Annotated in this window: 23 protein-coding genes; 13 read left to right on the forward strand and 10 right to left on the reverse strand. The window is 64.1% G+C overall.

The window, feature by feature from the left end; genetic code table 11:
* Positions 1–56: 56 nt before the first annotated feature.
* Positions 57–1,094, reverse strand: a complete 1,038-nt coding sequence (locus ACFZAI_RS26965; protein WP_391569866.1) for an amino acid ABC transporter substrate-binding protein — start codon at positions 1,092–1,094, stop codon at positions 57–59.
* Positions 1,095–1,263: 169 nt separating this feature from the next.
* Between ACFZAI_RS26965 and ACFZAI_RS26970 the strand changes: the two genes are divergently transcribed.
* Positions 1,264–2,403: an aminotransferase class V-fold PLP-dependent enzyme gene (locus ACFZAI_RS26970; protein ID WP_391569867.1), complete on the forward strand. Its 1,140-nt coding sequence runs from the start codon at positions 1,264–1,266 to the stop codon at positions 2,401–2,403.
* Positions 2,404–2,439: 36 nt separating this feature from the next.
* Positions 2,440–3,735: an O-acetylhomoserine aminocarboxypropyltransferase/cysteine synthase family protein gene (locus ACFZAI_RS26975; RefSeq protein ID WP_391569868.1), complete on the forward strand. Its 1,296-nt coding sequence runs from the start codon at positions 2,440–2,442 to the stop codon at positions 3,733–3,735.
* A gap of 73 nt (positions 3,736–3,808) precedes the next feature.
* On the opposite strand, the gene ACFZAI_RS26980 is transcribed toward ACFZAI_RS26975, so the two are convergent.
* Complete coding sequence (locus ACFZAI_RS26980) at positions 3,809–4,735, reverse strand: AraC family transcriptional regulator (protein ID WP_391569869.1); 927 nt, start codon at positions 4,733–4,735, stop codon at positions 3,809–3,811.
* A gap of 222 nt (positions 4,736–4,957) precedes the next feature.
* On the opposite strand from ACFZAI_RS26980, the gene ACFZAI_RS26985 reads away from it, so the two are divergent.
* From ACFZAI_RS26985 to ACFZAI_RS27005, 5 genes are read left to right on the forward strand one after another with little or no spacing between them, the layout of a single operon-like run.
* Positions 4,958–5,512: a carboxymuconolactone decarboxylase family protein gene (locus ACFZAI_RS26985; RefSeq protein WP_054427708.1), complete on the forward strand. Its 555-nt coding sequence runs from the start codon at positions 4,958–4,960 to the stop codon at positions 5,510–5,512.
* A complete protein-coding gene (locus ACFZAI_RS26990; protein ID WP_391570279.1) occupies positions 5,512–6,645 on the forward strand; it encodes an acyl-CoA dehydrogenase family protein in 1,134 nt (377 codons plus the stop codon). Before ACFZAI_RS26985 ends, ACFZAI_RS26990 begins: the two co-directional genes overlap by 1 nt.
* Entirely contained in the window at positions 6,642–7,439 is a 798-nt protein-coding gene (locus ACFZAI_RS26995) for an ABC transporter ATP-binding protein (protein ID WP_391569870.1), read from the forward strand. The genes ACFZAI_RS26990 and ACFZAI_RS26995 overlap by 4 nt, the downstream gene beginning before the upstream one ends.
* 33 nt (positions 7,440–7,472) lie before the next feature.
* Entirely contained in the window at positions 7,473–8,663 is a 1,191-nt protein-coding gene (locus ACFZAI_RS27000; protein WP_391569871.1) for an ABC transporter substrate-binding protein, read from the forward strand.
* Entirely contained in the window at positions 8,660–9,499 is an 840-nt protein-coding gene (locus tag ACFZAI_RS27005) for an ABC transporter permease (RefSeq protein ID WP_391569873.1), read from the forward strand. Before ACFZAI_RS27000 ends, ACFZAI_RS27005 begins: the two co-directional genes overlap by 4 nt.
* A gap of 31 nt (positions 9,500–9,530) precedes the next feature.
* Here ACFZAI_RS27005 and ACFZAI_RS27010 read toward each other — a convergent pair whose 3' ends face one another.
* A complete protein-coding gene (locus ACFZAI_RS27010) occupies positions 9,531–10,100 on the reverse strand; it encodes a surface-adhesin E family protein (protein WP_391569874.1) in 570 nt (189 codons plus the stop codon).
* Between the two features lie 146 nt (positions 10,101–10,246).
* Here ACFZAI_RS27010 and ACFZAI_RS27015 point away from each other — a divergent pair, with 146 nt between their 5' ends.
* Complete coding sequence (locus ACFZAI_RS27015; protein WP_391569875.1) at positions 10,247–11,569, forward strand: hypothetical protein; 1,323 nt, start codon at positions 10,247–10,249, stop codon at positions 11,567–11,569.
* Between the two features lie 115 nt (positions 11,570–11,684).
* Here the strand turns inward: ACFZAI_RS27015 and ACFZAI_RS27020 are convergent, their stop codons facing one another.
* Entirely contained in the window at positions 11,685–12,374 is a 690-nt protein-coding gene (locus ACFZAI_RS27020; protein ID WP_391569877.1) for a GntR family transcriptional regulator, read from the reverse strand.
* A 124-nt stretch (positions 12,375–12,498) separates the two neighbouring features.
* On the opposite strand from ACFZAI_RS27020, the gene araD reads away from it, so the two are divergent.
* The 3 genes from araD (at position 12,499) to ACFZAI_RS27035 (ending at position 16,080) form a co-directional block, all read left to right on the forward strand.
* Positions 12,499–14,229, forward strand: a complete 1,731-nt coding sequence (gene araD, locus ACFZAI_RS27025; RefSeq protein ID WP_342065657.1) for an L-arabinonate dehydratase — start codon at positions 12,499–12,501, stop codon at positions 14,227–14,229.
* Between the two features lie 71 nt (positions 14,230–14,300).
* Positions 14,301–15,011, forward strand: a complete 711-nt coding sequence (locus tag ACFZAI_RS27030; RefSeq protein WP_391570280.1) for a ribonuclease activity regulator RraA — start codon at positions 14,301–14,303, stop codon at positions 15,009–15,011.
* A gap of 79 nt (positions 15,012–15,090) precedes the next feature.
* Positions 15,091–16,080 carry a Bug family tripartite tricarboxylate transporter substrate binding protein gene (locus tag ACFZAI_RS27035; RefSeq protein WP_391569878.1) on the forward strand — a complete coding sequence of 330 codons (990 nt, stop codon included), beginning with the start codon at positions 15,091–15,093 and terminating at the stop codon, positions 16,078–16,080.
* 12 nt (positions 16,081–16,092) lie between these two features.
* Here ACFZAI_RS27035 and ACFZAI_RS27040 read toward each other — a convergent pair whose 3' ends face one another.
* From ACFZAI_RS27040 to ACFZAI_RS27050, 3 genes are all read right to left on the reverse strand, one after another.
* Entirely contained in the window at positions 16,093–17,013 is a 921-nt protein-coding gene (locus tag ACFZAI_RS27040) for a CAAX protease (RefSeq protein WP_391569879.1), read from the reverse strand.
* 280 nt (positions 17,014–17,293) lie between these two features.
* Positions 17,294–18,274 carry a Bug family tripartite tricarboxylate transporter substrate binding protein gene (locus ACFZAI_RS27045; protein ID WP_391569881.1) on the reverse strand — a complete coding sequence of 327 codons (981 nt, stop codon included), beginning with the start codon at positions 18,272–18,274 and terminating at the stop codon, positions 17,294–17,296.
* Between the two features lie 69 nt (positions 18,275–18,343).
* Positions 18,344–19,480, reverse strand: a complete 1,137-nt coding sequence (locus ACFZAI_RS27050) for a muconate/chloromuconate family cycloisomerase (RefSeq protein ID WP_391569882.1) — start codon at positions 19,478–19,480, stop codon at positions 18,344–18,346.
* Between the two features lie 107 nt (positions 19,481–19,587).
* On the opposite strand from ACFZAI_RS27050, the gene ACFZAI_RS27055 reads away from it, so the two are divergent.
* Positions 19,588–20,493, forward strand: coding sequence for a LysR family transcriptional regulator (locus tag ACFZAI_RS27055; protein WP_391569883.1), 906 nt, complete (start codon positions 19,588–19,590; stop codon positions 20,491–20,493).
* Positions 20,494–20,620: 127 nt separating this feature from the next.
* Here ACFZAI_RS27055 and ACFZAI_RS27060 read toward each other — a convergent pair whose 3' ends face one another.
* Positions 20,621–21,001: a hypothetical protein gene (locus ACFZAI_RS27060; protein ID WP_391569884.1), complete on the reverse strand. Its 381-nt coding sequence runs from the start codon at positions 20,999–21,001 to the stop codon at positions 20,621–20,623.
* A gap of 164 nt (positions 21,002–21,165) precedes the next feature.
* Here ACFZAI_RS27060 and ACFZAI_RS27065 point away from each other — a divergent pair, with 164 nt between their 5' ends.
* Positions 21,166–22,344 carry an FUSC family protein gene (locus tag ACFZAI_RS27065; RefSeq protein WP_391569885.1) on the forward strand — a complete coding sequence of 393 codons (1,179 nt, stop codon included), beginning with the start codon at positions 21,166–21,168 and terminating at the stop codon, positions 22,342–22,344.
* Here ACFZAI_RS27065 and ACFZAI_RS27070 read toward each other — a convergent pair.
* Positions 22,297–23,154: a hypothetical protein gene (locus tag ACFZAI_RS27070; protein ID WP_391569886.1), complete on the reverse strand. Its 858-nt coding sequence runs from the start codon at positions 23,152–23,154 to the stop codon at positions 22,297–22,299. The two genes, ACFZAI_RS27065 and ACFZAI_RS27070, sit on opposite strands and share 48 nt — an antisense overlap.
* 310 nt (positions 23,155–23,464) lie before the next feature.
* The gene (locus ACFZAI_RS27075) at positions 23,465–25,096 is read right to left on the reverse strand and encodes a hypothetical protein (protein ID WP_391569887.1); all 1,632 of its coding nucleotides are present in this window, start codon (positions 25,094–25,096) and stop codon (positions 23,465–23,467) included.
* Positions 25,097–25,184: the final 88 nt, after the last annotated feature.

Below are 25,184 nucleotides of genomic sequence, written 5' to 3' on the forward strand. Positions count from 1 at the left end.
CGTGCCAATGCAAAAGGCGGGCCATTGGCCCGCCTGCCGCGTTCAGGAAGTCACGCTCATTGGAAGGGGGGCGAATACAGCAGGCCGCCCTTGTTCCATTGCGCGTTCAAGCCACGGTCAAGCTTCAGCGGCGTGGCGGCGCCCAGGTTGCGGTCCCAGACTTCGCCGTAGTTGCCCACGGCTTTGATGGCGTTCTTCGCCCAGCTTTCATCCAGGCCGAAACTTTTGCCGACGCCGGGGTCCACGCCCAACAGGCGGCGCACTTGGGCGTCGGTGCTTTGCGCCTGGCTGTCGGCGTTCTTCGACGTGATGCCCAGTTCTTCGGCCGCCACCAGCGCGTTCACCGTCCACCGCACAATCGACGCCCAGTTGGGGTCGTCCTGCCGCACGAAGGGGCCTAGCGGCGACTTGTTGATGCGTTCAGGCAAGATGACAAAGTCGTCCGGCTTCGCGGCACGCGCGGCGCGGCTGGCGGCCAGCGTCGATGCATCGGACAAGTACACGTCGCAGCGGCCGGCGTAGAAGGCTTGTTCCAGTTCCACCAGATTCTCGATCACCACCGGGCGGTACGTGAGCTTGTTCTTCTTGAAGTAGTCGACCAGGTTCTGCTCGTTGACTGTGCCAGGCTGCACGCAGACTTGCGCGCCATCCAGTTCGGCCGCGCTTTTCACGCCCAGTTTGCGCGGCACCAGAAAGCCCTGTCCGTCATAGAACACGATGCCGGCGGACGTAATGCCCAGCCCGGCGTCGCGGCTCGAGGTGATGGTGGTGTTGCGGTTCAACACGTCGATCTCGCCAGACTGCAAGGCGGGAAAGCGTTGCTGCGAGCTCAGCGGCACGAAGCGCGTTTTCTCAGCGTCGCCCAACACCGCGGCGGCCAGCGCGCGGCAGAGGTCGGCGTCCAGGCCCGTCCAGCGGCCTTGTTTATCGGCAATCGACAAGCCGGCCGAACCTTGGCTCACGCCGCACACGAGTTCGCCGCGTTTCTTGATGGTGTCGACCGTGCCGGCTTGCGCGGCGCCTGCTGTCAGTGCGCCCGCAATCGCCAACGCTGTGGCCACGCCAGCCGTCTTTAGTAGAGGATTCAATCGCATGCCGTTCCCGTATTGTCTGTATGCAAGAAAGGCATGAATTCTAGGGGCGCGCAGGCGTTCGCAGAGCGACTATATGGTCATATGAATATAAGAACTAAGCCTTATCCAGATGCACGTCATATACCTAGAATTCCGCCATACCAAGTTGGAATCACAGAGAAGGTTGCGCATGAGCTGGCAGGACGAATTCAGGCAGTTGTTTCCCATCACGCGTGACAAGGCCTACGCCAATATCGCCTACACCAGCCCGCTGTCGCCGAAGGTGGCGGACGCGGTGGCGCACTTCTTTGACGGCATCACTTACGCCCGCAGCGACAAGCCGCAATGGCTGCGCGATGCCGACGCCTTGCGTGTGCGCCTGGCCCGGTTGATTGGCGGCGAGGCGCGCCGCCTGGCCTTCACCAAAAACACCACCGAAGGCTTGAACACCGTGGCGCAAGGCCTGGCCTGGCAAGACGGCGACAACCTGATCGTGGATGACCAGGAACACCCCACCAACGCCTTGCCCTGGCTGAACCTGCGCCGTCGCGGCGTGCAGGTGCGCGTGGCCCAGGCGAAGTCGCATCGCTACACGGTGGATGATCTGTGGCAGCACGTGGATGCGCGCACGCGTTTGATCGCGGTGTCGTGGGTGCAGTACGGCACCGGTTTGCGTACCGACATCGCCGAGCTCGGCCGCCGTTGCGCGGAGCGTGGCATCTGGCTGATCGTGGATGGTATCCAGGGCGCGGGCTTGCTGCGCGCCAAGGTCGATGAATGGAAGGTAGATGCGTTTGCCTGCGGCGCGCACAAGGGCATGCTCGGCCCCTTGGGCGTGGGCCTGTTGCATGTGTCGGCGAAGCTGCTGGACGCGCTGGACCCTTTATACGTGGGGCCGTCTGGCATTACCACCTTGGACAAGTCCGGCCTGCAATGGCAGGTGGGCGTGTCGGATGCCGGGGACGCGCGCCGGCTGGAGACGGGCAACCTGAACTATCCTGGCATCGCCGGCTGGGCGGGCGCGCTGAGCTTGATCGAAGGCGCGCAGCCGGATCGTATCGAACCCTGGGTGCTGGAATTGTCGCAAGCGCTAAGTGATGGCTTGCGCGCGCAGGGCGTCCAGGTGGTGTCGCCGCCTGACGCTGAATTGCGCAGCACCACCACCGCCGTGCGCGTGGCGGACCCCGCCGCCGCGTTGGCGCACCTGACCCGCGAAGGCGTGGTGGCCAGCGTAGTGGAGTATGGTTACGTGCGCCTGTCCGTCGGCGCCTATAACAATCACGCAGATATCGAACGCATCCTGCGCGCCGCGCGCGCCTTGGCCGTTTGAGTCGCCATATCAAATTCGTATTTTCTGGAGAGACACATGACTGAACCGAAGAAGCCCAACTGGCGCCTGGAAACCGTGGCCGTGCATGGCGGCTACCGCCCCGATCCCACGACCCGCGCCGTGGCCGTACCCATCTATCAAACCGTGGCCTATGCGTTCGACGATACGCAGCACGGCGCGGATCTTTTCGACCTGAAGGTGCCGGGCAACATCTACACCCGCATCATGAACCCCACGACCGACGTGCTGGAGCAGCGCGTGGCGGCCCTGGAAGGCGGCATCGCCGCGCTGGCGCTGGCCTCGGGCCAGGCCGCCGTCACCTACGCCATCCTGACCATTGCCGAAGCGGGCGACAACATCGTGTCTTCCAGCACGCTGTACGGCGGCACCTACAACTTGTTCGCGCACACGCTGCCGCAATACGGCATCACCACGCGCTTTGCCAACCCCAGCGACCTGGCCGCATTCGAAGCGCAGATTGATGACCGCACCAAGGCCATCTTCGCGGAATCGGTGGGCAACCCCTTGGGCAACATCACCGACATCGCCGCGTTGGCCGACATCGCGCACCGCCATGGCTTGCCGCTGATTGTCGACAACACCGTGCCGTCGCCGTACCTGCTGCGCCCGATCGAACACGGTGCGGATATCGTCGTGCAGTCGCTGACCAAGTACCTGGGCGGCCACGGCACGAGCCTGGGCGGCGCCATCATTGATTCGGGCAAGTTCCCGTGGGCCGAACACAAGGCGCGCTTCAAGCGCCTGAACGAACCGGACGTCAGCTACCACGGCGTGGTCTACACCGAAGCTTTTGGCCCGGCCGCCTACATTGGCCGCGCGCGTGTGGTGCCGCTGCGCAACACGGGCGCGGCGATCTCGCCGTTCAACTCGTTCCAGATTCTGCAAGGCATCGAAACGCTGGCGCTGCGCGTGGACCGCATTGTTGAAAACGCCCTCAAGGTCGCCACGTTCCTGCGCGAGCATCCGAAGGTGGAATGGGTCAACTACGCGGGCCTGTCGGACCACCCCGATCACGCCCTGGCGCAGAAGTACCTGGGCGGCAAGGTGCCGGGCCTGTTCACGTTCGGCGTGAAGGGCGGCCGCGACGCGGGTGCGCGCTTCCAGGACGCGCTGCAACTGTTCACGCGACTGGTCAACATCGGTGATTCGAAGTCGCTGGCCACGCACCCGGCGTCCACCACGCACCGCCAGTTGAACCCGGAAGAACTGCAAAAGGCCGGCGTGCGCGAAGAGACGGTGCGCTTGTCGATTGGTATTGAACACATCGACGATTTGATTGCCGACCTGGAACAGGCATTGGCGCAGGTTTAAGGCATGACGCAGGTGCTGGCCAACGACAACGCCAAGGCCAACGCCAACGCCAAGGTCAACGCCAGCACCTCCGTTAGCGCTTGCGCAAGGCCGAGGGCGCCACGCCCTCGGTGCGCTGAAACACCCGGCTGAACGCGGCTTGCGACTGATAGCCCACGCGTTCAGCCGCATCCTGTATTCCCATCCCCTGGCTGAGAAGACGGCGCGCGACCCGCATGCGCAGCAATTGCAGCAGCTGCGCGGGCGTGGTGCCGCTTTGCAGTGTGAAGCGCCGGTGGAAGGTGGCTTTGGACATATGCAGGCGGTCGGCCATGTCCTGCATGCTCCAGGGCGCGGCGGGGTCGGCCAGAATGGCTTGCAGCAGGCTCGCCATGGCGGGGTCGCGCGCCAGCACGAACAGGCCATAGGCCTGGCGGTCGTGCAGCGCCAGGTGGCGCAGCATGAAGAAGATCAGCAGATCGGTCAGCCGTTCCAGCACCACAGGTGAACCACCCGGGGGGTGCGAGGTTTCGGCCAGAATCAAATCGAACACGCCGCGCGCGGTGCGAAAGCGTTCGTCGTCGGCGCGCAGCACCAGGTAGTCGGGCAGGGTGTCGGCCAGCAAATCGGCCAGGCCCGGCCGGAATTGAAAGAAGCCGCAAGCCAGCCCCGTGCTGTCTGCTTGCCGCGGCAATAGTGGCTCCATCGGGCGGCACAGCGCCGTGCCGGGCGCCGGGGCGTCTAGCGGCGTCAACGCGTGCGGGATGTCGCGCAGAAAGAAAATGCCGTCGCCCGCGGCGAGCGTCAGCGCGTCCTGTTCCATGCCGTGGGCATCCAGCAGCGCCACGCGGCAGCGGCCATGCAGGATCAGATGAAAGCTGGCACGCGCCCGCCCGCTGGTGCTGGCGGACCAATTGCCGCAATACTGCCCCAAGTGATACAAGCTGGACTGCACTTCCAGGCTGGACAACAGCAGCGCATCGACAGCGGCTTGATCGGTGTGGGGAGCGTCGTTGGACAAGATAGGTGAGCCGGGCTTGAGCGGTGAACGTGAACTGATCGGGTCCGATGACCGTAGCAGTTTGCGAGCATGATGGCGGACGGAACGCGGGTGGTAATTCTGGTTATAAGCGAATAGCTGAAAGTCGATAAGATCGAGCATCAAGTTGCGATCTTCGCGCATTGTCGCTTGTGGCCGGCCGCCCGCACAATATGGTTTTCAACGATACCCCGGGAGATCTTCATGGCCCGTTTGCCCGTCCATACCGCGCAAAGCGCTCCCGAACCCACGCGCGCTGCGCTGGCCGCTGCGGAGCAGGGCGCCGGATACCTGTCGAACCTGCTGGGGGTGCTGGCCAACGCGCCGGTGGCGCTTGAGGCCTATCAGACGCTGTCGCAGCTTAACGCGCGCGCCGGGCTTACCTTGCAGGAACGCGAAGTGGTGCAACTGGTGGCGGGCACGCGCCACGGCTGCACGTTCTGCGTGGCGGGGCACACGGCCATTGCGCGCAACAAGGCGCGGCTGTCGCCTGAAGTGATTGAGGCGTTGCGTGCTCAAGGCGTGTTGCCGGATGAACGCCTGCAAGCGCTGGCGGCCTTTACCGAAGCGGTGATCCTGACGCGTGGCCGTGTCACGGACGACACGCTGCAAGCCTTGCGCGATGCCGGCTACACGGACGGCAACGCGTTGGAAGTGATCGTGGGCGTGGGGCTGGCCACGATCTGCAATTTTGGCAATAACCTGGCGCAGACGCCGTTGAACGATCAGCTGCGCGACTACGCCTGGAGCGGCGCGTGATGACGGCGCAAGCGCTGCACACCGACGCGCCATGGCGCTTGCCGCAGGATCTGGCGGCATGGCTCACCCAGCATGCCGACGCCTTGGACGATGGCAGCCAGGACGCGGCCACCGTGCTGCCCAAGCTGGCGGCTGCCGGCGTGTTCCGCATTGGCGTGCCGCAGGCGCTGGGCGGCCAGCCCGGCACCGACATCGGCGACGCTATCGAAGCGGTATCGCAAGTGGCCGAACACTCGGTCGCCAGCGCCTTTGTGGCGTGGGGCCAGCGGGTCTTTATTGAATACCTGTTGCGCAGCCCGAACACGGCGCTTGCCCAGCGCTGGCTTACTCCGCTGCTGACGGGCGAACAAGCCGGAGCCACGGCGCTGTCGAATGCGATGAAGTTCCTGAGCGGCATTGAATCGCTGCAAATCAGTGCGCGGGAATCCGATGGCCACTGGGTGCTGGATGGCCGCATGCCGTGGGTCACCAATCTGCGGCCGCAGGGCTTTTTGGTGGCGGCCGCCGTCACTGCGCCCGACGGCACGCCCGCCGTGGTGGCGCTGCCGCACGATATTACGGGGCTTACGCGCAGCCCGGATCTTTCCTTGATGGCCTTGCAGTCCAGCAATACCGCCGCGCTGGAAGTGCAGGGCGTGCGCATCGGGCCGGAATGGCTGATCCACGCCGACGCCCGGCAGTATTTGCCCGGCGCGCGTCCGGCGTTCGCGGGGCTGCAATGCGGCTTGTCCATCGGGCTGGCGCGGCGCGCGTTGCAAGCCGCCGCGCAAACCGGGCAGGGCCAGGCGTCGCGCGGCATTTTGGGCGAGCCCCTGGCCGCGTTGCGGGCGCACGTGGAAGCGTTAAGCGCCAGCTTGATCGCCGGGGTGCGCAGCGCACGCTTCGTCACCGAGCCGTGGGCCTTGTTTGAAATTCGCATTGCGTTGGCCGATGCCGCGCATCAAGCGGTGCAACTGGAGCTGCAAGCCAGCGGCGGCGCGGCCTATCTAAAACCGGCAGGCGCGAGCTTCGCCCGGCGTTGGCGAGAGGCGGCGTTCCTGCCCATCGTCACCCCCAGCCTCGTGCAACTGAAAACCGAGCTGGCCAAACGGCAGGCCAAGCTGGCCGCCGAGGCGGCGGGAGCCACCGCATGACGGCAGGCGCGCCGCCGGTGTTGCAAGCGCGCGGCCTGGCCTTGCGCTATCCGGCTGCGCCGGCGCCGGTCTTTCAAGACGTGGACCTGGACTTGGCGCGCGGCGAAGTCGTGGCGGTGCTGGGCGCAAGCGGCGCGGGCAAGTCCAGCCTGCTGCGCGTGCTGGCAGGCTTGCAGTCCGCCACGGCGGGCTCGCTGCGCATGGAAGGCGCGCCGCTGAACGGCGTGCACCCGCGCGTGGCCGTGGCGTTTCAGGACCCCAGCCTGTTGCCCTGGCTGTCGCTGGAACGCAATGTGGCGTTCGGGCTGGACTTCAAGCATCAGCCCGCGCTGACGGACGCGCAGCGCCGGGCGCGCGTGGATCAGGCCATCGATGAAGTCGGCTTGTTGCATGCGCGGCATCTGCGCCCGGCGCAATTGTCGGGCGGCATGGCGCAACGCACGGCCTTGGCCCGCTGCCTGGCGCGCCAGCCGTCGGTGCTGCTGCTGGACGAACCCTTCGGCGCACTGGACGAAGTCACCCGCAGCGACATGCAGGTGCTGCTGCGCAAAGTGGTTGCCGACTTCAACACCGCCGCCGTGCTGATCACCCACGATATCGACGAAGCCCTGGTGCTGGCTGACCGCATCGTGCTGCTGGGCGGCGCGCCCGGCCGCATCCTGGGCACGTGGCAGGTGGACCTGCCGCATCCGCGCGCCGACCTGCTGTCTGAAATGGGCGCGCTGCGCCTGGAAATCCTGACCCGTCTGCGCAGCGCGCTGCGGGCCGGGCGTATTGACGCCGTGCCGGCATGACCGGTTCGCCTTCCCCAAGCAAGGAGCTTATTGATGTGCCTGGAACACATGTCGCGTCGCGACTGGTTGAAACTCTCGGCCCTACTGACGGCAGGTGGCGCGGCGTCTTTGCTGTCGGCGTTCAACGCCCGTGCGCAAACCGACCCGGACGCGACCGTGCGCATCGGCTATCTGCCCATCACCGACGCCGCGCCCTTGCTGGTGGCGCATAACAACGGCTTGTTCGACAAGGCGGGCGTCAAGGCCGAAAAGCCGACGTTGCTGCGCAGTTGGGCGCAGGTGATCGAAGCCTTTATTTCGGGGCAGGTCAACGTGGTGCACTTATTGTCGCCCATGACCGTGTGGGCGCGGTTTGGCAGCAAGGTGCCGGCCAAGGTGGTGGCGTGGAACCACGTCGGCGGATCGGGCCTGACCGTGGCGCCCGCCATCAACAGCGTCAAGGAACTGGGCGGCAAGACGGTCGCCATTCCGTTTTGGTATTCCATCCATAACGTCATGCTGCAATATCTGCTGCGCGAAAACGGCTTGACGCCGGTGGCGCGCAAGGACGGCACGGTGGGCGCCAACGAGGTCAACCTGATCGTCATGGCGCCCGCCGACATGCCGCCCGCGTTGGCGCAGAACCGCATCGCGGGCTACATCGTGGCGGAACCCTTCAATGCCGTCGCCGAAACGCTGGGCGTGGGCAAGGTGCTGCGCTTTACCGGCGACGTCTGGCGCAATCACGCGTGCTGCGTCGTGTTCATGCATGAACGCGACTTGGAACAGCGCCCGGAGTGGTCGCAGAAAGTGGTGAACGCCATCGTGCAGGCGCAACTGTGGATACGCGACAACCGCGCCGAGACCGCGCAGCTGCTGTCCAAAGAGGGCATCAACCGCTATACGCCGCATGCGTTGCCCGCGCTGTCCAAGGTGCTGGCGCCGCCCGTGTCCGACCGCGAGCAGTACCTGGCCAGCGGCGCCATCCGCCATGCCGATTGGGACGAACGCCGCATCGACTTCCAGCCCTATCCGTTTCCCAGCTACACCGAAGAATTGGTGCGCCGCCTGCGTGACACGCTGATCGAGGCTGACCGGGGTTTCCTGGCCGACCTGGACCCGGCGCGCGCCGCAAGCGAGCTGGTGGACGACCGCTACGTGAAGCGTGCGATTGAATCCGTGGGCGGCCTGAGCCGCTTCGGTTTCCCCAACGCCTACAGCCGGACTGAAATGGTGCAGGCGTGACGGCACGGGAGTCGGTGGCGGCAACGCCCGCAGGCGGACAGGCGGCGCCATCCGCGAAGGCGACGAATCGCGCGCGTGCCACGGGCTTGAGCCTGGGCGCGCGTTGCGCGTTGGGCCTGGGTGGCTTGGCGGCATTGCTGGCGCTGTGGTGGCTGGGCACGGATGTGCTGTCGCCCGCAGGCGGCATGGCCCGGCGCTTTTCGCCGGGCGCCACCTTTGTGAGCCTGGCCGAACTCTTGACTGCATCTGATCTGCCGCTGCACATCATGGTCAGCCTGCGGCGCATTGCGGTGGGCTTGGGCTTCGCGCTGGCGATCGGCGTGCCGCTGGGGCTGGCGATAGGCAGCTGGCGCCGCCTGGAGGCCACGGTGTCGCCCGCAATGCAGTTCTTGCGGATGATCTCGCCGCTGTCGTGGATGCCCATCGCGGTGATGGTGTTCGGCGTGGGCGATGACCCGGTCTACTTTCTGCTGACCTTCGCGGCCGTGTGGCCCATCGTGTTGAACACGGCGGCCGGCGTGCAGCAGCTGGACCCGCGCTGGCTGCAACTGGCGCAAAGCGTGGCGGCCACGCGCTGGGAGACCTTGCGCCGCGTGATCCTGCCGGGCGTGCTTGGCCACATCCTGACGGGCGTGCGGCTGGCGATTGGCATTCTGTGGATTGTGCTGGTGCCCTGCGAAATGCTGGGCGTGTCGGCGGGCATGGGGTATTTCATTCTGGACACGCGCGACCGTCTGGCCTATTCCGAACTGATGGCCATGGTGCTGATGATCGGGGTGTTGGGCTTTCTGCTGGACGCCGCGGCGCGGGGGCTGTACCGGTACTGGCGGGGGTAGGGCGCGGCGTGGCCGCCGCGCGCCAGAGCCACTACTTGCGGGCGTTCTTACCCGGCGTGGGGCAGACCACGCCCCGCAGCTTGCGCTGCACGGGGTCGCGCGCGACAGGCGCGTTATGGATGCCCGCTACGGGAATCGATTCCACCAGCGCCCCGGTGGCGTCGTTCCCGGCATAGTGCTGAGTCTGGGTGACGGTGTAGGTATTGGCGGTGCAATTCAAGGTGATGGGCTGCGAAACCGACGCATACGGCTGGCCATTGGTTTCGGACACGCGCGGCTGCGCGTAGAACCAGGCCACGGTCACCGCCATCACCACGGGGCGCTCGGATACAGGGGCAATCGATGCGCTGTCGTAGAACACGCCGGGCATGGCTTGTGGGTCCAACGGTGTCCAGGCCGGGCTGCCGCCGAAGGTGATGCCGGACACGTCCAGGCTGCGAGGCACGATGGTGACGGCGCAGGCGTCGGGGGGAATTGGGTCGCCTTCGCGCACCGTCACCGTCGCGCAGACGTCAGGCGTAGCGGCCAGCGCCGGCTGCCCCCATGCGATTGCCCCAAAAACAAGCAGGGCGAAGGTGAGGGGGGCGTGCCTTGCGATCATGTCCGGGTTCCGTGTATGGCCAATGCGGCGTAAGAGTATGTCACGCCAGTATAGAGAACCGCGCGTGACACGCTATAGTTTCGTCCGTTCCCCCAAACGTCACTGGCCGAATGGCTGGTGCTGCTGCCTCTGGATGCGTTGCCCTCATGAACCTTAGACTGCTTGCCAGCGGTGCTGCGATCGCCGTCGCCGGGGTGATCGGGTATGGCATCTACCAACTGGTTCCCTTGGGCAAACCGCTGGCGCGCAGCGAGATCATCGGCGAACTCAACGGCCCGGCGCTGGCCTCGTCTTCGCGGGTGGCGCTGCAACGTTACGGCGAACGGCAGTTGCTGATCGGGCAGCGTCTGGTGTCGGCCAAGGATATGCCCGCGCTTGAAAAGGCCCCGCTGCTGGATGCGCAAGTGCCTGCGCTTGGCACGCGCCAGCAGAACCCCTGGCTGCAGACGGATACGCGCAACCTGATCTATGGCGGCCAAGGCACGGGCATTTTTGATCTGCTGGGCTCCATCAGCGGCGACGCCGGGGTCAGCATGATCGGCACGCCGGAGGGGCGCGAGCTGTACTTGATCACCGCCATTGAACGCACCGCCGCAGACGGCGAACAGCCCGCCGCATTTGAAACCTTGCGCTCGGACGACCTGGGTAAGACGTGGGCGCGGGACGCGGACGTGGTGCTGGGCCCCGGGCAGCAGCACACCGTGTTTCTGACGCAAGACCGCGTCATTGCCATGGAACGCCATGACGCGGGCTACCGCTTGCTGGTCAGCCAGGACGGCGCGCGGCAGTGGTCGGGGATCTCGCTGGATGAACAGGTGTGGCCGGATGGGGCCGCTTTTGAACGCGCCTTTCGCGACATGCTGGCCAAGGACGGCGGCGCCCGCGCCGAAGACCAACTGGCCTATGACTGGTCGCTGTATCCGCTGGATGAGCGGCGCGCTGTGGGCTGGAGCTGGCGTACGCGGATCAGCCTGAGCGCGGCGGACAAGAACGAGGTGCTGGAAACCCGGCGCTTTGAAGTCGAGCTGCAAGACGGCGCATCACCGGCCTTTCGCATCACGCAGGGCGTGGCCCCGGTGCCGCCCCAAGCGGCTGACGCGCGGGTGACGCGCGATGAGCCGGTGTTCGAGACTTCGGGCGACGCCATTTACGAGCTGGACAAGGCCGAACGCATCTGGCATCGGCGTGCCGATTCTCCGTCGGTGCAGGGCAAGCCTAGCTGGATCGGCGACGCCTGGTTCAGCGGCCGCGCCTGGGTGATCAAGACCTACGCCGACCACCTGTTCTCGTTCAACGAGTACACCAAGACCTATTTCTATACGCGCGATCAGGGCAAGACCTGGCGCCCGTTCCAACTGCCGCAAGACGTCGAGACGGGGCTGCTGGGCATGGATGCGTCGGGCGATGCGCTGCTATCGCTGGCGGACAAGGATGGCAAGACCATCATCCGGCGGTATCTGCTGGAATGATGGCGGGACTGCAAAATCGCGAAACCGCGAAATCGCAAACCCGCAAACCCGCAAACCCGCAAACCGGCAACACCGCAACACCGAGAAACCGCGTGTAGGCGCCGGACACGGCCCGTCATTCCGCCAGCACGTACTCCGGATACCGCTTGCAGATCTCGGCCACCTGGCTCAGCGTGCCAGACAAATGTTCGCGCAGCACCTGCTGCGCCCGCGCGGGTTCCTGCGCCACGATGGCGTCCAGCAGGCGCTGATGGTCGTCCATGATGCGTTCGGCCTTGCCGGCTTCGGGCAGGTGCAGCCGGCGCAGACGGTCCAGGTGGCCGCTGTAGCGCTGCTCCAATTCCCATAGGCTCGTCACGCCCGCGGCGGTATGCATGTCGCGGTGAAACGCCTGGTCCGCATTGATGAACTGCTGGTATTCGCCACTGGCGTGGCTCACGCGTTGCAGGTCGATGCTGGCTTGCAGCCGCTTGTGCAGCATCGCGTCAGGCCGTTGCGCCAGCATGTGCACGATTTCCAGCTCCAGCGACTGGCGCAGGAAATGCGCCTGCCGGGCGGCGGGGATGTCGATGCGGCTGACGACGGTGGTGTGTTGCGGATAGATTTCCACCAGCGCTTCTTCAGCCAGCCGCATCAGCGCGTCGCGGATGGGCGTTTGGCTCAGGCCGTAGGTTTCGGCTAGCGTCACGCGCGACAGCGGGGCGCCGGGGGCGAGTTCCAGCGACACGATCTGCTCGCGCAGATGTTCGAAGACCTGGGGCGCGGCGTGGCGGGAGCGGTCCAGTCGGAGCTTGGGGCTTTGCATCAGGGGGCCTGACGGGAGTACGGTAGTAAAGCCCGCAGTGTAGCGGGTTTTCACCTAGCTGACGCACTAATGTATTAGTGTTTAAATGCTTTCATCCCCACCACGCCTCACCCCCATTCCCCCTATGAAACGTTCCTACGAAAGTCTGCGCAGCGCCGCCTGGATGGCCAAGGATGACCTGCGTTCGTTCGGCCACCGTTCCCGCATGATGCAAATGGGCTACGCGCCGGATGACTGGGTCGGCCGGCCCATCATCGCCATCATCAACACCTGGTCTGACCTGAACCCCTGTCACAGCCATTTCAAGCAGCGCGTTGAAGACGTGAAGCGCGGCGTGTTTCAGGCGGGCGGATTTCCGGTGGAGCTGCCGGCCATTTCGGTGTCGGAATCCTTCGTCAAGCCCACGACGATGCTCTACCGCAACTTCCTCGCCATGGAAACCGAAGAGCTGCTGCGCAGCCACCCGGTTGATGGCGCGGTGCTGATGGGCGGCTGCGACAAGACCACCCCGGGCTTGCTCATGGGCGCCATCAGCGCCGGGCTGCCCTGCGTGTACGTGCCGGCCGGCCCTATGTTGCGCGGCAACTGGAAGGGCAAGATCCTGGGGTCGGGCTCGGACGCCTGGAAGCTCTGGGACGAACGCCGCGCCGGCAAGATCACCCAGGAACAATGGACCGAAGTCGAAGGCGGTATCGCCCGCAGCTACGGCACCTGCATGACGATGGGCACGGCCAGCACCATGACGGCCATCGCCGAAGCCATCGGCATGACCTTGCCCGGCGCGTCCTCGATTCCCGCGGCAGACGTCGGCCACATGCGCATGTCCGCGGAATGCGGCCGCCGCGTGGTCGAGATGGTCTGGGACGACCTGACCCCCAAGCGCATCTTGAGCCTGGCGTCATTCAAGAACGCCATCAATGTGGCGATGGCCATGGGTTGCTCCACCAACGCCATCATTCACCTGGTGGCCATGTCGCGCCGCGCAGGCCATGCCGTCAGCCTGGAAGACTTTGACGCCGCCAGCCGCAAGGTGCCCGTCATTGCCAACATCCGGCCCAGCGGCGACACCTATCTGATGGAAGACTTCTATTACGCCGGCGGCTTGCCGGCGCTGATGACGCGGCTGGACGGCCACCTGGACCTATCCGCCATGACCGTCACCGGCAAGACGCTGGGCGAAAACATTGCGGGCGCCGAGGTCTATAACGACGACGTCATCCGCAAGGTGGACACCGCCATTTACGACGAAGGCGCGCTGGCCGTGCTGCGCGGCAATATCGCGCCCGACGGCTGCGTGATCAAGCCCAGCGCGTGCGCGCCGCAATTCCTGCAACACACGGGCCCGGCGCTGGTGTTCGACGACTACCCCAGCATGAAGGCGGCGGTGGACGACGAAAACCTGGACGTCACCCCCGAACACATCATGATCCTGCGCAACGCCGGCCCGCAAGGCGGCCCGGGCATGCCGGAATGGGGCATGCTGCCTATTCCGACAAAGCTCGTGAAGCAGGGCGTGCGCGACATGCTGCGCCTGTCTGACGCCCGCATGAGCGGCACGAGCTACGGCGCCTGCATCCTGCACGCGGCGCCCGAGTCCTATGTGGGCGGCCCGCTGGCCTTCGTCAAAACCGGCGACCTGATCACCGTAGACGTGCCGGCTCGCAGCATTCACTTAAACATCAGCGACGAAGAACTGGCCGCGCGCCGCGCCGCATGGACGCCGCCGCCCAAGCGCTACGAGCGTGGCTACGGCTGGATGTATTCCAAGCACATCCTGCAAGCCAACGACGGCTGCGATTTCGATTTCCTGGAAACCGAGTTCGGCGCACCCGTGCCGGAACCCGAAATCTTCTAAGCGCGCAGGCGGGCATGGCCCGCCGCGCGTTTCTTTCATTCTGTTTATTGCCCGGAGTCATCGTGTCCCAAATGAATCCCGAAACCCGTGCCCGCCTGTCCGGCATCAGCACGGCCACCCTGTGCACGGCGTTGTTCAAACGCGGCCTGCGCAATCAGTTCATCCAGGACGTGCGCCCGCTGAACGCCAACCTGCCCAACATGGTCGGCCCGGCGTTCACCCTGCGCTACATCCCAGCGCGCGAAGACTTGAACACCATCAAGGTGTTTGAAGACCGCACGCACCCGCAACGCGTCGCCGTCGAAACCTGCCCGGAAGGCGCGGTGCTGGTCATGGACAGCCGCAAGGACGCGCGCGCCGCGTCCGCTGGGTCCATCCTGGTCACGCGCTTGATGAAGCGCGGCGTGGCCGGTGTCGTCACCGACGGGGGCTTTCGCGATTCCCCTGAAATTGCCGAACTGGGCTTTGCCGCGTATCACCAGCGCCCCTCGGCCCCGACCAACCTGACGCTGCATCAGGCGCTGGACATCAACGCGCCCATCGGCTGCGGTGATGTCGCCGTGTGGCCGGGCGACATCGTCGTGGGCGACCGCGAAGGCGTGGTCGTCATCCCCGCGCATCTGGCCGACGAGATCTCGATCGAAGCCGTGGAGATGACCGCGTTCGAAGACTTCGTGACCAGCCAGGTGCAGCAGGGCGCATCCATCCTGGGCCTGTACCCGCCCACCGATCCGGGCACCAAAGACAAATTCGCCGCCTGGCGCAAAGAACAAGGCCGCTGAGCCTTGCCGTGGGCGGCCGGTCGAACCGCCGCCTGCGACCCCATACCTATAAAGCAATAAATCAAGGCAGGAGACAACCATGAATACGCAACGACGCAGCGCGTTGGCCGCGCTGCTGGCCAGCGCCGTCCTTGGCACGCTGGCCATGCCGGCCAGCGCCGCCGATTGGCCCACGCAAAAGCCGATTTCCTATGTGGTGCCGTTCACCGTCGGCGGCTCTACCGACGTCGTCGGCCGCGTGCTCGCCCAGAAGCTGGGCGACCGCCTGCACCAGAACGTCATCGTCGAAAACAAGCCCGGCGCGGCGGGCGGCATCGGCGCCACCTACGTTGCGAAAGCACCGCCCGATGGCTACACCTTGTTCGGCGGCACGATCAGCACGCACGCCATCAACGCCAGCCTGTACAAGAACCTGAAGTACGACCCGGTCAAAGACTTCGAACCGGTGTCGCTCATCGCCTACCTGCCGAACGTGCTGCTGGTAGACCCCAACCTGGGCGTGAACTCGGTGGCCGACCTGATCGCGCTGCTCAAGCGCGACCCCAACAAGCGCACCTTCGCCTCTTCCGGCGCAGGCACGTCCACGCACCTGGCCGGCGAACTGTTCTCAAGCATGATCGGCGTGCCGCTCACACACGTGCCGTACAAGGGCACCCCGCCCGCCATGGTCGACGTGTCATCGGGCGCCGTCACCTTCATGTTCGACCAGATGACGGCCGCCTTGCCGCTGCTGCAAACCGGCAAGCTGAAGCTGCTGGCCGTCACCACCAAAGACCGCATCTCGCTCGCGCCCGACGTCCCCACCATGCAGGAAGCCGGCGTGCCGGGCTTCCAGATGGCGTCCTGGCAAGCGGTGTATGCACCGAAGGGCACGCCCAAACCCATCCTGGACAAGCTCGCCGCCGAAATCGCGCTGATCCTGAAGGAACCGGACGTGCAAGAAAAGCTCGGCAAAACGATGGGCATGGAACTCGTCGGCAGCACGCCCGACGAACTGCGCGCCCTGATGGCCACCGAGATTCCGCGCTGGGCGGAAGTGGTGAAGAAGTCGGGGGCGACGGTGGAGTAGGTCCCCGGGAAACTATCGAGGCCAAATCAGAAAGGGTTGCGGCTGGCCCTGACTGATTTGCGCGGCCAGTATCTGGTTGTCAACGGCCGACCTGTCCACCAACGCTTTGAGTTCGCCCAGCGATTTGATGGGGTGCACGTGAGCCAGATGCTGGAACCGTTGAATCTCCGCTGGGCAGCATGCTCGGCGAGCATCACGAAGCAGGCCGTTCGTATTTAGCAGACGCAGGTTCTCTGGATGAATCAGCGCCAGCAGACTTTCGGCCTTGCCTATCTTCTCGTGCAGGTGCTGTAGCGCATCGGCCTGATTCTGCACGTCATAGCGCTTCCACGCAGGTTCATGATGAAAAAGCCGATTCCGAAAATCTCGCAAGGTGGCGACCAGGTCGTGGGCATGGGTGAGTAGCGCGCGCGTCTGGTGAGTGGGCCACGGCCCACGGAATATGGTTGAAAGGTGCTTGGGCCAAATCAAGCCGCGTCCTTGGAATTCCGGGTTTAGCAAGTACCCCCAGGTTGAGAATGTTGTCTTGGCAATGACACCTTCATGGCGCGGGGCGATGCGGCCATGTGCGCCGTGTCGGCGCCGGCTTTCCGCGATGTAGCTGCGGGTGGCCTTGGAAAAATTCTCTCGTAATGCTTGCACGGCGTGCGGCGCATCGATATCCGGTTTGAACGATCGATAGCGCAATTTGCTGCCAGCCCACCAGAATTGACCGAGATCAGCCGTTAATGATTGGTCGATGGCATTGCGCAGCGTGACTTCGACGGCCGCAAGCAGCGGGTAAAGCGCACCGCATACTCGGCCGTTCCACAAGTACGCGCCCATCAACTCCACATCGTTTGCAGGGTGGAAAATGGTCTGATAACTCTGGATGCGTTCGTTGGTGATGAATGTGTCTATCAAAAGGGGGCGATAGTGCAGCGTTTTTGGCATGGTGTGGGCCTCAAGGAAGCAAGGATCGGGCCAGCCGTGTTGACTGACACTACATCCGTTGAATAGAATCCCCACAGGTTGGTGATGGCTTCCAATGGGCGCAAGCCTAAGACCCATCATGTAAGACCTAGTCCCACCCCGCCCTAGAGGCGGGGCTTTTGTTTTATGGCGGTCCACCATCTTTCCGCGGCCCACCGCAAGGGCGGCGCGCATAAAAAAACCGGAGCATTGCTCCGGTTTTTGTTTGCCCCGCATTGTCATGTCAGGCGTGGCACGCGCATCAGTTGATCTTGATATTCCGTTCCTTGACCAGCGTCTTCCACTGCTCGGTTTCCTTGGCCAGGTGATCACGCAGGGCGTCTGACGAGCTGCCGATCGACTCTGCGCCAATCGAATCCAGCGTGGCTTTCACCTTCGGTTCGGCCAGCGCGTTGCGCATCGCGTCGTTCAGCTTGGCCACCACTTCCGGCGGCGTGCCGGCGGGGGCGAAGGCGGCGAACCAGGGCATCAGCTCGTAGCCGGGCACGCCGGCTTCTTGCAGGGTGGGTACGTCGGGCAGCGCGGCGGAGCGCTTGGCGGTGGTGACGGCCAAGGCGCGCAGCTTGCCGGCGGCAATGTGCGGTTTGGCGGACGTGATGCTGTCGAACATGTAGTCGACTTGGCCACCCAGCAGGTCGGCGACGGCGGGGCCGCTGCCCTTGTACGGCACGTGCAGCATCTCAACGCCCGTCATCGACACGAACAGCTCGCCTGCCAGATGGATGGACGTGCCCACGCCGGCCGAGGCGTAGGTGTAGTGGTTGGGCTGCGCCTTGGCCTTGGTGATGATGTCTTGCACGCTGGTGGCGCCCGTGCGCGCCGGGTTGGTGACGAGCACGTTGGGCACCACGGCCAGCAGCGAGATCGGCGCAAAGTCCTTGATGGGGTCGTAGTTCAGGTCCGTGTACAGGGCCGGGTTGACCGCCATGCCGTTAGCCACGATCAGAATCGTGTAGCCGTCCGGCTTGGAGCGCGCCACGCTGGCCGCGCCGATATTGCCGCCTGCGCCCGCGCGGTTTTCCACGATGAAGGACGTGTTCAGCTGCTTGCCCATGGATTCGCCCAGGGTGCGGGCGATGCTGTCCATGGCGCCGCCCGGCGGGAAGGGCACGATCCATTTGACGGGGCGGTCGGGATAGCTGTCGGCCAGCGCGGCCGACGCGCCGCCCAGCAGCGACAGCGCCAGAATGGCGCGGGCAAAGGGTTTGAATGCATGACGCATGGTTGTCTCCGTGATGCTTGAATTATTGTGGGGTGCGCCCTGCCTGGCGGGCGCGGCCGAGTCTTCTGGTCAGGCCGCCGTTGCGCGGTCCCGCCGATAGAAATTCAGTTTGTCTTCGTCCAGCGTCAGGCCCAGCCCGGGGCCGCTGGGCAGTTCCAGTTCAAAGTCCGCGTAACGCGGCGGGTTGGCGACGATGTCGTCCTTCAACAGCAACGGCCCAAACAATTCCGTACCCCACGACAAGCGCGGCAGGCAGGCAAAGCCATGCGCCGACGCGATGGAACCCACCGAGCCTTCCAGCATCGTGCCGCCATACAGCGACATGCCGGCCGCATCGCCAACGGCGGCGGTGCGCAGCATTTCGTACAGCCCGCCGGACTTGGCGATCTTCAGCGCCAACACATCCGCCGCGCCTTGGCGCGCGATGTCCAGCGCGTCTTCGGGTCCGTTGACGGCTTCGTCCGCCATGATCGGCACGACGAAGCGGGCAGCCAGCCGCGCCATGCCAGCCAGGTTCGCACGCGGAATCGGTTGTTCGATCAGGTCGACGCTCGCCGCTTCCAAGCGCGCAATGGCGCCGGCCGCATCGGCCTCGTTCCAGGCCTGGTTGACGTCCACGGTGACGCGAGCGCGGTCGCCCAGCGCTTGCTTGATGCGCGACACGTGCGCCACGTCTTCCGACACGGCGCGGCGTCCGACTTTCAGCTTGAAGGTGTTGTGGCGGCGGCTTTGCAGCAGGGACTCGGCTTCTTCGATGTCGCGGGCGGTGTCGCCGCTGGCCAGCGTCCACAGCACCGGCATCCGGGTGCGGACAGCGCCGCCCAGCAGCGTAGCCACCGACACGTTCAAGCGCTTGCCTTGCGCGTCCAGCAACGCGGTTTCCAGCGCGGATTTGGCGAAACGGTTGCCGCGCGCCACTTTCTCCAGGCGCTGCATGGCGGCGTGGATATTCGTGGCGTCCAAGCCAGCCAGCGCGGGCGCCAGGTAGGTATCAATCGCCAGCTTGATGCCCTCGGGGCTTTCTTCGCCGTAGGACAGGCCGCCGATGGTGGTGGCTTCGCCGATGCCTTCGATACCATCGCTGCACGTCAGCCGCACGATCACCAGCGTCTGGCGCTGCATGACCGCCATGGCCAGCTGATGGGCGCGGATGGTGGGCAGGTCCACCAGAATGGCTTCGACGGAAAGAATGCTGGGCTGATTCATACTTTTACTGCCAGGGATTGAGCGATAGTGGCAGTATCGCTTGCACTTTCCCAGCAGGTCCAAGACTATATAGGTTCCAATTAATACCTTTCAAGTCTGAATAAGCCATGCAACTCAGGCATCTGCGTTACTTCCAGGCCGTGGCGGAAGAGGGCAGTTTCACCCGCGCCGCCGCCCGCCTGCACATCGCTCAACCCCCGCTTAGCCGGCAAATTCGCCAGTTTGAAGAGGAGCTGGGCGTGGTGCTGTTCGAGCGCACGACCCGGGCGTTGCGTTTGACCGAAGCCGGCCGCTTTCTGCTGGAGCAGTCCCGGCTGCTGACCGCGCGGCTGGATGAAGTGCTGGAAGGCACCCGGCGTTTGGGGCAGACGCAGCGCCGATGGTTTGGCATTGGGTTTGTGCCGTCGACGCTGTACGGCTTTGTGCCGGAACTGATCCGCCAACTGCGCAGCGCTGATCCGCAGGTGGAGGTGGGGCTGATGGAGATGACGACGTTGCCGCAGCTTGAAGCCTTGAAGGCCGGGCGGATTGATCTGGGTATCGGGCGGATTTTGCTGGATGACCCGGCCATTGAACGGCGCGTGCTGATGACCGAACCGCTGATGGCTGCCGTGCCGTTGCATCACCCGCTGGCAGGGATGAAAAGCGTGTCGGTGGAGCGCCTGGCGCGCGAGCCCTTCGTGCTGTATCCGGCGCGGCCGCGGCCGAATTTTGCGGATCACGTGCTGGGCTTGTTTCGGGCAGCGGGGTATTCGTTGCAGGTGGTGCAAGAGGCGAACGAGTTGCAGACGGCGATTGGGCTGGTGGCGGCAGGCTTAGGGGTGAGTGTGGTGCCGGCGTCGGTGCAACGGTTGCAGCGGCAGGATGTGGTGCATGTGCGGATCGAAGGCGATGGGTTTGTGTCGCCGGTGATTGTCAGCTACCGGAAGGACGATGGGTCGGCGTTTTTGTTGCGGGCGTTGGCGTTGGCGGGGGAGTTGGCGAGTGGGGGCGGGAAGGGCATGTCTTCATAGGCCGCCCGTTGCCGGTGCCTTGGCTGCGTGCGCTGCCAGAGCGCGCCTGAATCCTGAGTGCGCCTGAATACCGAGCGCGCCGGGGCCGCCGAATTGCCGCCACCCGGGCGGCGGCAATCGGCATACGTCAATACGTCTCCCGCGACGTCGAAAAGAACGTTCCGCCTTTTCCATCCGGCGTCAACGTCACTTTGAACGGAATCTGCTGATTGCACAGTTGCACAATCCACCGTTCATCCACGCTTCCATACTGCCGGGACGCGGCGGAATTGCCCGTGCCAATCGGGTTGACCTTCACGACTTCCGTTTGAATGGCGTCGACCTTTTGGCAATTCAGTTGTACTTGGGCCTGCATCGAAATGTTCTGGGCGACGTCGGCTTTCAACGTGGCGCCGGCGTGCGTGTTGCCAGTGATGGGCGCTTTGGTCTGCGGCGCGGCGCAAGCGGCAAGCATCGAGACGAAAGCGGCAGAGGCGGCAATAGCGATCACGCGCGGATGGCGATTCATGTTGACTCCCTTGGTGGTCGGGTTTGTGGCCGGACTCAGAATACCGTAGATCGCTTGAACCGCGCGCGGCGGGCTTGTCTTCGACAAGGCGTGGGAAGCTCCTTATTATTTGTCTTCACCTGCCGCAAGCCGCAGCGTCAATCCAATCACTTCACTCACCCCGCATGGCACTGGCTCACACGCTCTTGCACACCACTCGCGCGGCGATGTTTGCGCTGGGGCGAGAGCTGGCCGCGTGGAAACCATCCCGGGCGCGCGGCACGTTCGCCACGGAAGCGGTGCTGTCCGTGGTGCTGTCAGTGGTGCTCGCCAATGTGCTGCACCTGTCTTACACGTGGTGGGCGGCCATCAGCGGGTTTGCCGTCATGCAGACGAGCTTCAGCAGTTCGGTTGAGCGGGCGGCGCATCGGGTGATTGGCACCTTGCTGGGTGCGGCGCTGGGGGCGTTGGCAGGGCCGTTGATCGGCGATCGCCCGTGGTTGTTCGTGCCTGCGTTGGGAGTGATTGGCGGGGTTGCGGCGTACTACGCCAATGGTTCCAAGGCGCCATATGCATGGATGCTGGGCGGCGTGACGGCGCTGATGGTGACCTACGAAGCGCACATGCTGTCCTCACTGGAGGCGACTGCCGTGTTCGCGGCGTTGCGCGCGGCCGAGGTCATGGTGGGGACGCTGGCTTGCGTGCTGGTGGCCAGCGTTTTTCATTTCGGCCCGCAATGGTATCGGCGCCTGCGGCCGCCACCGGTGTCGGCCACGCCATTGGCCATTGGCGAAGGCGCGGCCGCGCTGCAAACAAGCGCGCAGCCGTCCCCCGACGTCCTGCACCGTAACCGCCTGCTTCTTGGCGGGCAGGCCGCATTGGCTATCGTGCTGCTTGCCGCCCTGACGTACTGGTTCGACATGCCCGGCTTCGCGCAGGCGATGGTGACGACGATTGCGGTGTTGATGTTGCCGGCGGGCAAGCTTGTGGACAGCACGCGCCAGCCCATCATTGAAAAAATGGTGCAGCGTGTGGCGGGCTGTTTGTTGGCTGGCGTGGTGGGCATGGCGCTCTTGCCGCTGATGCACGACCAACCCGTTTGGCACATGTTGGTGCTGTCCTTGGGTGTGTGGGCCGGATGCCATGTGCAATCGGGGCAGGAAGGCGCCAGCTACGTTGGCCGGCAATTCACCATCGCCTTCATCATGGTGTTCGTGCAGGACCACCATTGGGCGAACGATCCCGCGCCCGCACTGATGCGGCTGTCCGGCATTCTGGCGGGCATTCTGGTGCTGGGGGGAGTGATGCTTGCCGTATCAGTGGCCGCGCATCGCAGAGGTCAAGTCGGCGCCCATCATGAATAATGCAGCTTCGACTTGGCGAGCCGTCCAAGCGCCGGCAGGGGACTGCGCAGCGGCTGCACAGATGATCCAGTTGGCGCGCATATTCCAGGTCGCGTGGCGCTGATGCTCTCGCAGCGGTCCCGAAGCGGCGAAGTAGGGGAATATTGCCTGATCGGGTGAGCGCATCTTGAGGTTGGCTTTACCTGTGTTCGCGCGCATGCAGGCAAATCGCAGGTGGGCGGGCACCGCGATGCCTTCCTGTTGGCTCCACCGCAGCGCCAGCCACGCCAGAGCGGCAGCGACACGGCTGTCATAAATCACGAAATCAGGCAGCGCCAGCGAGTGAATTTTAGTGGTGCCGGCGTTCGACCTGAGATCAGGTAGCGCCTTGTGCGCAGAGCCGCCCGGGTCGGATAGCGCTTGCAGTACGGGGCGCAGGTATGTAGAGAAGCCCACTCGCTTGCTGTCCAGCCATGGGCCATTGCCACGCTTGGTGAACACGCCACCCCATCGCATGATGGCTTCGGCCCAATGCGCAAGCTCAGCGTCATCGACTTTCGTCTGATCCAGGCAGCGGCGTAGACCCGCTTGGAGCCGCCCGAGCAGGATGGCGTTGACTGAAAAATTGCTGTGGGCAGGGATGCTGAGTTGGCCGTCTGGGGTCGGAATGTCGATTCGTTTGTTGGGCCAGCTGTAGCGGTCAAGGGCGTCGTTCAAGTTGGCGTCCACGCCATTGTCATGTCGATAGCCGAGCGGCGTCTGTCCGGAGACAACCGTGGCAAGCCAGTGGATAAAAGGCGCTGAGCGCGCGAGATATTCAGTTTTGGTCATGGGATGCTAGGGCGTCACCTAGTGGTGTCACCTAGGGTGTCACCTAAGGGGAACTCAGGGTGTTGCAAGGCTGCGCACACGCGCAGGTTCAGCGTTACGAAGTCGTCCCAGGAAATTTGCTTCGCGTAATGCAGGGTGTATTGCCGGTCCACCCTGCAGAGGTCGGGGCGCTGCTCGTAGATGCCACATTGCAGGCGGACGGCGTCGAAGTGCAGACACGTGCCATCGCCGCGGTCCAGGTGCCTGGTGAGCGCAGAGCGATCCACCATCTGGCAGCATCGCCCGCACTGTGAGCAGGGAAACGGCGAGTTCACTTGACCAATGACGCGAGCCAACTGCGTGTGCTGTCGGCATTGCCCATTTCATAGGGCAGTGCGATGCCGCGCTCTTTGACTTCTCGCAAAAGCACGGCGCCACGCGCCGTTTCGGTTCTTGCACTGCGCAGATCCAAGGCGAAGTCTTCAAGTTCGTCGACGTCGATGTTCAATTCGATACGGGCGATATCTTCCAGGTACTCATCCAACTGCGCGTTCAGCGTTTCGAATTGCCGCAGTGTGAGCGCGTGGCTGCTGCGTTCAATCAGGAGCCAAATACGCTCCATCATTTTGCTGTGCAGCAGAACGTAGTGCAGACCCATGGTAACGATGCCGGTCGTCAAGGCGCCGATGAACGCCGCAAGCTCTCCGCCGAAGGGAAAGCTCATGACAGGCACCAGTTGTGCGTAGACCAGGCTTCCTACGGCGGTCGCAACGCCTGCAGACAACGCAGCGACCACGGCCTTTGTCAGATCGACGGTGGACAGGCCATCGGGGTTGAAGACCAACAGCTTCAAGGCTGCCGTCATTTGCCCCCACATTTCGCGAATGATCTTGACGGCGCTCTTGCCAGTGGTGGCCACGACGTTAAACATCGTGGTGGTCACGCTGCCCAGGATGCCGGCAAACGCGCCGTCTTTGAATGCGGTCAGAAAATCCTTGAATCGGGCCTTCACGCGAATCCAGATGCCCTGGAGCGTACGTTCCGCCTCTTGCAGGAATGTTGCCAACGAGAAATTCACGCGCATCTTCTGCATCAGCGCGGGCAATGCTTCGCGCAACTCGAACCAGATTTCAGCGGCCACCAGGCCCAGCATCTGGCGGGTTCCCATGCTTACCCCAGCATTGCCTGACGCGCTCAGGGTCGAACCCCAGAATTTGCTGCTGGTGTAATACTTTTTATTAATGGCGCCGTCGTATTGCTGCCTGGCCTTCAAGTCCTTTTGTCGCATGGCCTTGGGGTCGATCGACTCCAGGGCCTGTAGTTTCGATTCGGCGCTTTTTATTTTGGCTTCTTGTTGGCGAGCGCGATCCTGCTGCTCAGGCGTGTTCCGTGGCATGTCCGCCAGAAGTGCACGCCGGGCATCCAGCGCCGTTTTCTGCTGTGCAATCTTGTCTGGCAAGCCGGCTAGAAATGCTTCGACGGGCATGGCCTGTTTCGACCGATTGATGCTCCTGTGCGTGGAAACCAAATTGGATTCATGGTTTGCCAGCGTAATGCCAGACATCTCGGCCAATACTCGGCCGGGATCGTCATGAATGGTCTTGGCCGCAATAACGTGATCGAGATCCCGAATTCCATTTTGAGAGGACATGCGGCTCGATGTGTAGCCGTCCTGGAGTTTTCCGGCCTGTTGCAGTGCAGCGTCAGACTTTCCCTTGTCTATGTAGCTGCGATCGCTGTGATACGCGCCCTTTACGTCCGAATAGGCGCCGCGCTGGACGTATTTGTCTTGCTCGGCCTGGTTCGCCCAGACTCCGCTTCGAGCATTGTGAATCGTGTCGACTTCGCCGCCGTGCTTGTCTTTGAATAACAAGAAATCTAAACCGAAACTCGTGACGAGGCTCCGAACGACGGTTTTTTCCAACTCTTCTGCCCAGGGATACTGGCTGGCGATAGCGTGCATGGTATTCAGAACGGATTAATAGCGAGGGGCCACGCAAAGGCGGCAATGGGGAGAGGGAGTCCGGCTCCCTCTGTGCGAAGAAAGAGTC

This window comes from Achromobacter sp. NPDC008082 (genome assembly GCF_042957345.1).
In the GTDB taxonomy this organism is placed as follows: Bacteria; Pseudomonadota; Gammaproteobacteria; order Burkholderiales; family Burkholderiaceae_B; genus Achromobacter; species Achromobacter kerstersii_A.